The following is an 11,229-nucleotide window of genomic DNA, read 5'->3' as shown; positions in this document are numbered from 1 at the left end:
CCGCCGGCGTCAAGCACGCCGTCGTCGCCGACATCCACGGCGTCGTCCACGCCGGCCGCCCCGACCTGGTCTCCGCCGACCCCGGATCGGCGCTGCGCTGGATCGCCGACAACACCAACCCCGAAGGCATCACCGGCACCCTCAAGGAAGCCGTGCGCGGCGCCGACGTCTTCATCGGCGTCTCCGCCCCCAACGTCCTGAACGGCGAGGACGTGGCCGCCATGGCCGACGACGCCATCGTCTTCGCGCTCGCCAACCCCGACCCCGAGGTCGAGCCCGCGATCGCCCGCCAGACCGCCGCCGTCGTCGCCACCGGCCGCTCGGACTTCCCCAACCAGATCAACAACGTGCTGGTCTTCCCCGGCGTCTTCCGCGGCCTGCTCGACGCCCAGTCCCGCACGGTCAACACCGACATGATGCTCGCCGCCGCCCGCGCCCTCGCCGACGTCGTCGCCGGCGACGAACTCAACGCCAACTACATCATCCCCAGCGTCTTCAACGACAAGGTCGCCGGGGCGGTCGCCGGAGCCGTCCGGGAGGCCGCCAAGGCCGCCGGAGCGGCTGTGACGGCCGCCACGACGGCCTGACGCACGGCGCGTCGAGTGGCGCGGGGCTCCTTGAGCCCCCATAAGGTGTCGGGCAGACATCCGGGGCCGCAGAAATGCGCCCGCATCCGTGGCTGTGGCGCTGGCCGTGGCGCTTTCCGTGTGACTCTCCAGGGTGCCGGATTGGCTTTCCCGCCACTGGTGGGGGCAGGATGCGTAACCAGGCGCGAGGGTCTGGCAAACGGACCCGGGTCCGGGGACTGTCCGAGGGCCCTGGCAGCATCGGCTTCGATCTCACGCCTCATTGGCAAGAAGAACACGGGAGTACAACATGAACCGCAGTGAGCTGGTGGCCGCTCTGGCCGACCGCGCCGAGGTGACCCGCAAGGACGCCGACGCCGTTCTGGCCGCGCTCGCCGAGACCGTCGGCGAGGTCGTCGCCAAGGGCGACGAGAAGGTCACCATCCCCGGCTTCCTGACCTTCGAGCGCACCCACCGTGCCGCTCGGACCGCGCGCAACCCGCAGACGGGCGAGCCGATCCAGATCGCTGCCGGTTACAGCGTGAAGGTCTCCGCGGGCTCGAAGCTCAAGGAAGCCGCGAAGGGCAAGTAAGCCTCGGGCGCCGCGTCAAGCGTCGCAAGGGCGGCCACCCCGGTCCGGGGTGGCCGCCCTTTTGGCGTTCGTGAGGGCCTGTCAGCCCCGTGGACGGCCTCGGAACACGAAGAAGCCCGTACGGACCTTCGAAGGTCCGTACGGGCTTCTCGCGGCCTTACGGGGCGTCAGGCGCCCCGGGCGTCACGCGCGCTGGGTCCCGGACGCGGGCTCAGGCGCTCTGGGCGCCGGGGAGCTCCACGTTCGCACCCAGCACCTTGAGCTTCTCCATGAAGTTCTCGTAGCCGCGGTTGATGAGCTCGATGCCGTGGACGCGGGACGTGCCCTCGGCCGCGAGCGCGGCGATCAGGTAGGAGAAGCCGCCGCGCAGGTCGGGGATGACCAGGTCGGCGCCCTGCAGCTTCGTCGGGCCGGAGACGACCGCGGAGTGCAGGAAGTTGCGCTGGCCGAAGCGGCAGGCGGAGCCGCCCAGGCACTCGCGGTAGAGCTGGATGTGGGCGCCCATCTGGTTCAGGGCGGAGGTGAAGCCCAGGCGGGACTCGTAGACCGTCTCGTGGACGATGGACAGGCCGGAGGCCTGCGTCAGCGCCACGACCAGCGGCTGCTGCCAGTCGGTCTGGAAACCGGGGGCGACGTCCGTCTCCAGCGCGATGGCGTTGAGCGGGCCGCCGGGGTGCCAGAAGCGGATGCCCTCGTCGTCGATCTCGAAGGCGCCGCCGACCTTGCGGTAGGTGTTGAGGAACGCGACCATCGAGCGCTGCTGGGCGCCGCGGACGTAGATGTTGCCCTTGGTGGCCAGGGCCGCCGAGGCCCAGGAGGCGGCCTCGAGGCGGTCGGGCAGGGCGCGGTGGTTGTAGCCGCCCAGCTTGTCGACACCGGTGATGCGGATGGTGCGGTCGGTGTCCATCGCGATGATCGCGCCCATCTTCTGCAGGACGCAGATGAGGTCTTCGATCTCCGGCTCGACGGCCGCGTTGGACAGCTCGGTGACGCCCTCGGCGAGGACGGCCGTGAGCAGGACCTGCTCGGTGGCGCCGACCGAGGGGTAGGGCAGGCGGATCTTGGTGCCGCGCAGGCGCTGCGGCGCCTCCAGGTACTGGCCGCCCTCGCGCTTCTCGATCGTGGCGCCGAACTGGCGCAGGACCTCGAAGTGGAAGTCGATCGGCCGGCCGCCGATGTCGCAGCCGCCGAGGCCGGGTATGAAGGCGTGGCCGAGGCGGTGCAGCAGCGGGCCGCACAGCAGGATCGGGATGCGTGACGAGCCGGCGTGGGCGTCGATGTCCGCGACGTTGGCGCTCTCGACGTACGTGGGGTCGAGGACCAGCTCGCCGGGCTCGTCGCCGGGGCGCACCGTCACGCCGTGGAGCTGGAGCAGCCCGCGGACGACGCGGACGTCCCGGATGTCGGGGACGTTGCGCAGACGGCTGGGGCCGTGGCCGAGCAGGGCGGCGACCATGGCCTTGGGCACGAGGTTCTTCGCGCCGCGGACGCGGATCTCTCCCTCGAGCGGGGTACCGCCGTGGACAAGCAGGACATCGTCAGGGCCGGTCATGGATCTCGCGTTCCTGGAGTGTGGGCAAGGGGCAAGAAGAAAGGGTAATGCGACCGGAGGGCCATTCGGCCGCTCCGAGGGGGCTTCGGGCACGCAATGGTTTTGTCACAACACTCTGCGTTTATGGAATGGTCGCTACCGGTTATCGCGACGTCGCATTCCGGTCATATGCGCGGGCGCTGCTCTCGTACGCCCCCTCCCCGCCCCCCGACCGTCGTCCCCGTCCACTCCCCGTCCGGCCCCGAAATGCGGGATCATGTCGCCATGACCGAGGTGTCCTCGCTCACAGGGCGGCTGCTCGTCGCGACGCCCGCGCTGTCGGACCCGAACTTCGACCGCGCGGTGGTGCTGCTGCTCGACCACGACGAGGAGGGCTCCCTCGGCGTGGTCCTCAACCGGCCGACCCCGGTCGGCGTCGGTGACATCCTCCAGCCCTGGGCCGCGCTGGCCGGGGAGCCGGGGGTGGTCTTCCAGGGCGGCCCCGTCTCGCTGGACTCGGCGCTGGGCGTGGGTGTGGTCCCCGGGGAGCCGCACGACCAGGGCGCGGAGCCGGCGGCCGGGGACGGCCCCCTGGCGCCGCCCAGGACGCGCCCGGGGCGCGCCGACCCCATCGGGTGGCGCCGGGTGCACGGAGCGATCGGCCTGGTCGACCTGGAGGCCCCGCCGGAGCTGCTGGCCGCCGAGCTGGGCTCCCTGCGCATCTTCGCGGGGTACTCCGGCTGGGGGCCCGGCCAGCTGGAGCAGGAGCTCGTCGAGGGCGCCTGGTACGTGGTCGAGTCCGAGCCCGGCGACGTGTCGTCCCCCGACCCGCGGCAGCTGTGGCGGGCCGTTCTGCGGCGTCAGCGCAACGAACTGGCGATGGTCGCCACCTATCCGGACGACCCGAGCCTCAACTGACGGCTCCCGTCCCCAGTACCCTTGGAGACCATGAGCACTCTCGAGCCCGAGCGCGGGGCAGGTACCGGCACCCTCGTAGAGCCGACACCGCAGGTGTCGCACGGCGACGGCGACCATGAGCGCTACGCCCACTACGTCCAGAAGGACAAGATCATGGAGAGCGCGCTCTCCGGTTCTCCGGTGGTGGCGCTGTGCGGCAAGGTCTGGGTTCCCGGGCGCGACCCGAAGAAGTACCCGGTCTGCCCGATGTGCAAGGAGATCTTCGAAGGCATGGGCGCCGGCGGCGACGACAAGGGCGGCAAGGGCGGTAAGGGCGACAAGAAGTAGCCCCCTTCCCACCACCTCAGGCTTTTCCACGGCTCCTGGGGCGCGCGAGCGCGTCCCCGGGAGCCGTTCGCCTATGCCGGGCCGCGTACGGACCCTTGCCGGACCGCGCGTGCCGCTGCCGGGCCGAGCGCGTGCCTGTGCCCCGGGCCGCGCGGGCGCCTGTGCGGCACGCCGAGCACTGAGGAGTGACGCATGGCCGATCCGCTCCCGCACCCGCTACCCCTCTCGCACCCGGCCCTGATTCCGGCCCCGCGCCGGATGCGGGGCGTGCCGTCGGCGGCTTTGTACGTCCTCGACGAGGACACCGTGATCGAGGCGCGGCCCGGCACCGAGGGGGTCGCGCACTGGCTGCGCGCGACCGTCGGCGCGGCGACGAGCCTGCCGCTCGCACCCGCGGACCCGGCCCGCCCTGCCGGCCCCGGCGCCGGCCCCGGCGCCGGCCCCGGTAGCCGCATCGTGCTGGGCATCGACGCGGCCGTCGGGCGGGAGCTCGGCCCGGAGGGCTATCGCCTCGTCGTCGACGCGCACGCCGTGCGCGTCGACGGGGGCGGGGCCGCCGGGGTCTTCTGGGCGGCGCAGACCCTGCGTCAGCTGCTCGGCCCGGAGGCGTTCCGGCGCGCGCCGGTGACCTCGCGTCGTGCGTGGACCGTGCCCCCCGTCGCCGTCGAGGACGCCCCGCGCTTCCGCTGGCGCGGAGTCCTCCTCGACGTCGCCCGGCACTTCATGCCCAAGGACGGCGTGCTTCGCTACGTCGACCTGCTCGCCGCCCACAAGCTGAACGTCCTGCACCTGCACCTGACCGACGATCAGGGCTGGCGCGTGGAGATCGAGCGCTACCCGAGGCTGACGGAGACCGGCGCCTGGCGGGCGCGCACCCGGACCGGGCACGGCGCGTCCCCGCTGTGGGACGAGCGGCCGCACGGCGGCTACTACACGAAGGACGATCTTCGCGAGATCGTCGCGTACGCGGCCGGACGGCACGTCACCGTCGTGCCCGAGATCGACATTCCGGGCCATTCGCAGGCCGCCATCGCCGCGTACCCCGAACTGGGCAACACCGACGTCATCGACACCACCACCCTCTCCGTCCGCGACACCTGGGGCATCAGCGAGAACGTACTCGCCCCCACTGACACCACCCTCGCCTTCTACGAGAACGTGCTGGCCGAAGTGCTCGAGCTCTTCCCGTCGCCCTTCGTCCACATCGGCGGCGACGAGTGCCCCAAGGACCAGTGGAGGGCCTCCCCGGCTGCCCGGGCGCGGAGGGCGGCGGAGGGGCTGGCGGACGAGGACGAGCTGCAGGGCTGGTTCGTCCGGCACTTCGACCGCTGGCTCGCCGGGCGCGGCCGGCGGCTCATCGGGTGGGACGAGATCCTCGAGGGCGGCCTGCTGGAAGGCGGCCTGTCGCCGGGGGCCGCGGTCTCCTCCTGGCGCGGCAGCGCGGGCGGGGTCGCCGCGGCCCGCGCCGGGCACGACGTCGTCATGTGCCCCCAGGAGCAGGTCTATCTCGACCACCGGCAGGCGCCCGGCGGCGACGAGCCCGTCCCCATCGGCTACGTCCGCACCCTGGAGGACGTCTACCGCTTCGAGCCGGTGCCGGCGGGGCTGACGGACGCGGAGGCCGGCCGCGTGCTCGGGGCGCAGGCCAACATCTGGACCGAGGTGATGGAGAACCAGCAGCGCGTCGACTATCAGGCGTTCCCGCGGCTCGCCGCCTTCGCCGAGGCGGTGTGGTCCGACCTCCCGCCGCCCGCCGTCCGCGACTACGCCGGCTTCGAGCGGCGGATGGCCGCCGCCCACTACGCCCGGCTCGACGCCCTGGGCGTCGACTACCGCCCGCCCGGCGGCCCGCGCCCCTGGCAGCGCCGGCCCGGCGTGCTCGGACGTCCGATCGAGGGTGCGCCCCCGATCGTGTGAGGCGCGGCGGAAGGTGACGAACCGTGGGGCGGCCCCTGGCACGGTGGTCGTTCACACACTGCCGTAAGTCGTACAAGGGTCACTGAAGCATGGCAATACGCAGGCAATACGCACAGATTGCCCACAGTGCTCATGAGGGAGAGAGTTCCCGAATCCGGACTTTTCCTGCCTCCATTCCGAGTGAGGGCAGTCCGGCGGTTCGTGGACCCTCGCGACAGCGCACCCGGAAGATGTGCCAGAGTTGCCACGTCCGGGCCGACAGCACGTACCGTACGGCGAGACCTGGCGGAACAGTCGGGACCTCCGGGGAAGGGGCAGCTGGGTTGACCACGCACGCACCGCAGGCGGCGCACACGGTGACGTTGCCGGGCTCGCTCGACGAAGCCGTGGCGGCGCTGGCCGCCATGCCCACGGCCGTGCCCGTGGCGGGCGGCACGGACCTGATGGCCGCCGTCAACTCCGGGCTGCTGCGACCCGCCGCGCTCGTCGGCCTCGGCCGCATCAACGAGATCCGCGGCTGGCAGTACCAGGACGGCGCCGCCCTGCTCGGCGCCGGTCTCACCCACGCCCGCATGGGCCGCCCGGACTTCGCCGCCCTCATCCCCGCCCTCGCCGCCGCCGCCCGGTCCGCCGGCCCGCCGCAGATCCGCAACGCCGGCACCCTCGGCGGCAACATCGCCTCCGCCGCCCCCACCAACGACGCGCTGCCCGTGCTCGCCGCCCTGGAGGCCTCGCTGGTCATCGCGGGGCCCGGCGGCGAACGCCGCGAGATGCCCATCGGCCGGCTGCTGGCCGGGCTGGACATGCTGCGGCCGGGCGAGCTGATCGGGTACGTGCGCGTGCCGCTCCTGCACGCCCCGCAGACCTTCCTCAAGGCCACCGGCCGTACGGGCCCCAGCCGCGCCATCGCGTCCGTGGCCGTCGTCCTGGACCCCGCGCGGCGCAGCGTGCGGTGCGCGGTGGGCGCGGTGGCGCCGATGCCGCTGCGGCCGTTCGACGCGGAGCGCTGGGTCTCCTCGATCGTCGACTGGGACGGGGAGCGCGCGCTCGCCCCGGACGTCCTCGCGGCGTTCGGCGACTACGTCGCCACCGCGTGCATCCCCGACCCGCCCCCCGCGCAGCCCGTCCTCGACGGCACCGAGCCGGGTACCCTGCCGCCGGCCGTGCTGCATCTCCGTCGTACGGTGTCGACTCTGGCCCGCCGAGCTCTGGGGAGGGCACTCGCGTGAGTGACGAACAGCAGCGACACACCCATGCGTCCGCCGAGGGCGGCTGGCAGCCCATTCCCCGAGGCGGGGAACTGGACGCCGAAGGCACGACGTTCGTGCAGCTCCCGCCGGAGCTCCTGGCCCACCCCGGCGCGGGCGCCGGAGCCGGCGCGCAGGGCTCCTGGGGACCGCTCGCGGCGCCCGGTACGGGCTACGCCCCTCCGGTGGCCGACGCGTGGCAGCAGCCCGTGGCCGCGCCCGTGTCGGTCGCGCACGGCGGCCAGTGGGACGCGCCGGCGTACGAGGCCTCCTACGGCCACGCGGGCGTGCCCGCCGACTCCGCGCCGGACGGCCCCGACGGCGGCGGCCCCGCCGACCCGCACGACACGCAGCCCTGGCCCATGCCGTTCGTGGCCGAGGACGGTCAGGGCGGTCACGACGTCCATGGTGGTCATGGTGGCCAGGTCGGTCACGACGTCCACGGTGGTCACGATGTCCACGGTGGTCATGACGTCCACGGCGGTCACGTCGGTCCCGATGGTTACGGCGGTCACGACGTCCAGGGCGGGTACGCCGGTGTTCCGGTGTCCGACCCCTCGGTGATGGGCCAGTGGTCGGTGCCCGCCGCCGGCGACGACTCGGTGGACGAGTCGGGGGAGTACCCCCTGCGCGAAGCGGGCCTGGACGCGCACCACGAGTACGCCGCGCCCGTCGGCGAGGTCACCGGTGCGGGCGATAATCCGACCGGAGAGTGGACGACGGCCGCGCGGGCGCAGGCGCCGGCGGAAGGCGACCCCGCGCCCGAGTCGCCCGAGCCCCCGCTCGACCACCAGCCCCTCGACCACACGCCGCCGGTGGCCCCCGAGGCCGCCGCGCCCGCCCCCGAGCCCGTGGCCGAGCCGGCTCCCGAGCCCCTGGCCGAGCCGGTGGCTGAGGCCGTGCCCGAGCCCGAGGCCGTCCAGGCGCCCGCCGCCGAGGCGGCGCCCGTCGCGCCGGACGCCGAGCCCGTCCACGTACCGGAGCAGTACGCGGGGCCGGAGCAGTACGCCGCGCCCGAGTCGTACGCCGCGCCCGAGGCGCAGCCGCAACCGCACCTGGAGCCCCAGCCCGAGGCCCTGCTCCAGCCGCACAACGAACACCCCTGCGCCTCGTACGTCCTGCACGTCAACGGCACCGACCGCCCCGTCACGGACGCCTGGATCGGCGAGTCCCTGCTGTACGTCCTGCGTGAGCGGCTCGGTCTCGCCGGCGCCAAGGACGGCTGCTCGCAGGGCGAGTGCGGCGCCTGCTCCGTCCAGGTCGACGGCCGGCTCGTCGCCTCCTGCCTGGTGCCCGCCGCGACCACGGCGGGCTCGGAGATCCGTACGGTCGAGGGCCTGGCGCAGCACGGCCAGCCGTCCGACGTGCAGCGCGCGCTCGCCGAGTGCGGGGCCGTGCAGTGCGGTTTCTGCGTGCCCGGCCTCGCGATGACCGTGCACGACCTGCTCGAGGGCAACCACGCCCCCACCGAGCGGGAGACCCGCCAGGCGATCTGCGGCAACCTCTGCCGCTGCTCCGGCTACCGGGGCGTGCTCCAGGCCGTGCGCCAGGTCGTCGACGAGCGCGCCGAAGCGGCCGCGGCCCTGGAGGAGGACCGGACCCAGCAGGAGCCGGACGCGTCCACGGCGAACATCCCGCATCAGGCGGGCCCGTACGGCCCGTACGGCGACGGCAGCGACAGTGGTGACGGAAGGGCGATGGCATGACGGGAATGGGCGGGATGGCCGGAATGGGCGGCCTCGGGGGCACGACGGGCGCGGGAGACATCCCGGCGTCCGTCACCACCGCCTCCCTCGTGCCGCCCGCCGTCCCCGAGGCCCCGCCGCACGGCATCGGCGTCTCCCTCCCGGCCGCCGACGCGGTCGCCAAGGCGCAGGGCACCTTCCCGTACGCGGCGGACCTGTGGGCCGAGGGCCTGCTGTGGGCCGCCGTGCTGCGCTCGCCCCACCCGCGCGCCCGCATCGTCTCCATCGACACCTCCACCGCCGCGACGATGCCGGGCGTCCGCGCCGTCGTGACGCACGCCGACGTGCCCGGCGACGCGGCCCACGGCCGGGGCGTCGCCGACCGGCCCGTCTTCGCGTCCGACCAGATCCGCCACCACGGCGAGCCGATCGCCGCCGTCGCCGCCGACCACCCCGACACGGCCCGCCTCGCCGCCGCGGCCATCGCCGTCGAGTACGAGGTGATGGAGCCGGTCACCGACCCCGAGGCGGCCTTCGCCGCCGAGCCGCTGCACCCCGACGGCAATCTGATCCGCCACATCCCGCTGCGCTTCGGCGACCCGGACGCCGTCGGCGAGGTCGTCGTCGAGGGCCTGTACCGGATCGGCCGCCAGGACCCCGCGCCCATCGGCGCCGAGGCCGGCCTGGCCGTGCCCCGCCCGGACGGCGGCGTGGAGCTCTACACCGCCTCCACCGACCCCCACCACGACCGCGACCTCGCGGCCGCCTGCTTCGCGCTGGAGCCGGAGCGCGTGAAGCTCGTCGTCACGGGCGTCCCCGGCGCGATGGGCGATCGCGAGGACGTCGGCACCCAGATCGCGCTCGGCCTGCTGGCGCTGCGCACGGGCCACCCGGTCAAGCTCGCGGCCACCCGCGAGGAGTCCTTCCTCAGCCACGTCCACCGCCACCCCACCCTGCTGCGCTACCGCCACCACGCGGACGCCGACGGCAAGCTGGTGAAGGTCGAGGCCCAGATCCTGCTGGACGCGGGCGCCTACGCCGACTCCTCCTCGGAGGCCCTGGCCGCGGCCGTCGCCTTCGCCTGCGGCCCGTACGTCGTCCCGCACGCCTTCGTCGAGGGCTGGGCCGTACGCACCAACAACCCCCCCTCCGGCCACGTGCGCGGCGAAGGCGCCATGCAGGTGTGCGCCGCGTACGAGGGCCAGATGGACAAGCTCGCGGCGAAGCTCGGCCTCGACCCGGCCGAACTGCGCATGCGCAACGTCATGGCGACCGGCGACCTGCTGCCCACCGGCCAGACGGTCACCTGCCCGGCCCCCGTCGCCGAACTCCTGCGCGCGGTCCGCGACTACCCGCTCCCCGCGCTCCCCAAGGACGACCCCGAGGACGACTGGCTGCTGCCCGGCGGCCCCGACGGCGCCGGCGAACCGGGCTCGGTGCGGCGCGGCGTCGGCTACGGCCTCGGCATGGTCCACATGCTCGGCGCGGAGGGCACGGACGAGGTCTCCACGGCCACGGTGAAGGTCAGCGGCTCGGTCGCCACGGTCATCTGCGCGGCGGTCGAGACGGGCCAGGGCTTCACCACGCTGGCCCGCCAGATCGTCCAGGAGATCCTCGGCATCGAGGAGGTCCACGTCGCCCCCGTCGACACCGACCAGCCCCCGTCCGGCCCGGCCGCCCACGGCCGCCACACCTGGGTCTCGGGCGGCGCGGTGGAGCGCGCGGCGCGCATGGTGCGCACGCAGCTGCTGCAGCCGCTGGCCCACCAGTTCGGCATGTCGACGGAGCTGCTGACGATCGCCGACGGCAAGATCACCTCCTATGACGGCGTGCTCAGCACGACGGTCGACGAGGCCCTCGACGGCAAGGAGCTCTGGGCGACGGCCCAGTGCCGCCCGCACCCCACGGAGCCGCTCGACGACACCGGGCAGGGCGACGCCTTCGTCGGCATGGCCTTCTGCGCCGTACGCGCGGTCGTGGACGTCGACGTCGAGCTCGGCTCGGTGCGCGTGGTGGAGATGGCGGTCGCCCAGGACGTCGGCCGCGTCCTCAACCCCGCGCAGGCCCGCACCCGCATCGAGGCGGGCATCACCCAGGGCGTCGGCGCGGCCCTGACGGAGAACCTCCGCACGAGCGGCGGCCACGTCCGCCGCCCCGACCTGACCGGTTACGCCCTCCCCACGGCCCTGGACGCGCCGGAGGTCCACATCGTCAAGCTCGTCGAGGAGCGCGACGTCGTCGCCCCCTTCGGCGCGAAGGCGATCAGCGCGGTCCCGGTCGTCACCTCGCCGGCGGCGGTGGCGGGCGCGGTACGGGCCGCGACGGGCCGTCCCGTCAACCGCCTGCCGATCCGCCCCCAGACGGCCGCGGCGGCTGTGACCGCCGTGACGCAGGAGGTCTGAGTACCCGTACTCAGGTGGATGTCATCCCCCGTCAGTAGGCTGTG

Annotated in this window: 9 protein-coding genes; 8 read left to right on the top strand and 1 reads right to left on the bottom strand. The window is 73.9% G+C overall.

Annotated features, from left to right (window positions below):
• Together IE295_RS22015 and IE295_RS22010 are read left to right on the top strand one after the other, a co-directional pair.
• On the top strand, positions 1 to 587 hold a 587-nt coding region (locus IE295_RS22015), incomplete at its 5' end, for a malic enzyme-like NAD(P)-binding protein (protein ID WP_308437405.1).
• Between the two features lie 289 nt (positions 588 to 876).
• Positions 877 to 1,158 carry an HU family DNA-binding protein gene (locus IE295_RS22010; protein WP_004951951.1) on the top strand — a complete coding sequence of 94 codons (282 nt, stop codon included), beginning with the start codon at positions 877 to 879 and terminating at the stop codon, positions 1,156 to 1,158.
• 211 nt (positions 1,159 to 1,369) lie between these two features.
• Here the strand turns inward: IE295_RS22010 and murA are convergent, their stop codons facing one another.
• Positions 1,370 to 2,710, bottom strand: a complete 1,341-nt coding sequence (murA, locus tag IE295_RS22005; RefSeq protein ID WP_190065414.1) for a UDP-N-acetylglucosamine 1-carboxyvinyltransferase — start codon at positions 2,708 to 2,710, stop codon at positions 1,370 to 1,372.
• A 264-nt stretch (positions 2,711 to 2,974) separates the two neighbouring features.
• Here murA and IE295_RS22000 point away from each other — a divergent pair, with 264 nt between their 5' ends.
• From IE295_RS22000 to IE295_RS21975, 6 genes are all read left to right on the top strand, one after another.
• The gene (locus IE295_RS22000) at positions 2,975 to 3,607 is read left to right on the top strand and encodes a YqgE/AlgH family protein (protein ID WP_190065413.1); all 633 of its coding nucleotides are present in this window, start codon (positions 2,975 to 2,977) and stop codon (positions 3,605 to 3,607) included.
• Between the two features lie 30 nt (positions 3,608 to 3,637).
• Positions 3,638 to 3,934, top strand: a complete 297-nt coding sequence (locus IE295_RS21995) for a DUF3039 domain-containing protein (RefSeq protein ID WP_190065412.1) — start codon at positions 3,638 to 3,640, stop codon at positions 3,932 to 3,934.
• A 192-nt stretch (positions 3,935 to 4,126) separates the two neighbouring features.
• Positions 4,127 to 5,851: a beta-N-acetylhexosaminidase gene (locus tag IE295_RS21990; RefSeq protein ID WP_190065411.1), complete on the top strand. Its 1,725-nt coding sequence runs from the start codon at positions 4,127 to 4,129 to the stop codon at positions 5,849 to 5,851.
• 323 nt (positions 5,852 to 6,174) lie between these two features.
• A complete protein-coding gene (locus IE295_RS21985) occupies positions 6,175 to 7,080 on the top strand; it encodes an FAD binding domain-containing protein (RefSeq protein ID WP_190065410.1) in 906 nt (301 codons plus the stop codon).
• Positions 7,077 to 8,804 (top strand): 2Fe-2S iron-sulfur cluster-binding protein, encoded by a 1,728-nt coding sequence (locus IE295_RS21980; RefSeq protein ID WP_224323518.1) that lies wholly within the window; start codon positions 7,077 to 7,079, stop codon positions 8,802 to 8,804. The genes IE295_RS21985 and IE295_RS21980 overlap by 4 nt, the downstream gene beginning before the upstream one ends.
• 5 nt (positions 8,805 to 8,809) lie before the next feature.
• Complete coding sequence (locus IE295_RS21975) at positions 8,810 to 11,185, top strand: xanthine dehydrogenase family protein molybdopterin-binding subunit (protein ID WP_224323520.1); 2,376 nt, start codon at positions 8,810 to 8,812, stop codon at positions 11,183 to 11,185.
• Positions 11,186 to 11,229: the final 44 nt, after the last annotated feature.

The sequence above is a fragment of the Streptomyces griseocarneus genome, from assembly GCF_014655595.1.
Lineage (GTDB): Bacteria > Actinomycetota > Actinomycetes > Streptomycetales > Streptomycetaceae > Streptomyces > Streptomyces griseocarneus.
Note: the sequence above shows the minus strand (reverse complement) of the source record. Positions and strands in the feature narration are given on the sequence as shown.

Excerpts from the sequence above, each read along its gene's own strand:
- IE295_RS22010 (WP_004951951.1), top strand. The coding sequence starts at position 877 with ATGAACCGCAGTGAGCTGGTGGCCGCTCTGGCCGACCGCGCCGAGGTG.
- murA (WP_190065414.1), bottom strand. The coding sequence starts at position 2,710 with ATGACCGGCCCTGACGATGTCCTGCTTGTCCACGGCGGTACCCCGCTC.
- IE295_RS22000 (WP_190065413.1), top strand. The coding sequence starts at position 2,975 with ATGACCGAGGTGTCCTCGCTCACAGGGCGGCTGCTCGTCGCGACGCCC.
- IE295_RS21995 (WP_190065412.1), top strand. The coding sequence starts at position 3,638 with ATGAGCACTCTCGAGCCCGAGCGCGGGGCAGGTACCGGCACCCTCGTA.
- IE295_RS21990 (WP_190065411.1), top strand. The coding sequence starts at position 4,127 with ATGGCCGATCCGCTCCCGCACCCGCTACCCCTCTCGCACCCGGCCCTG.
- IE295_RS21975 (WP_224323520.1), top strand. The coding sequence starts at position 8,810 with ATGGGCGGGATGGCCGGAATGGGCGGCCTCGGGGGCACGACGGGCGCG.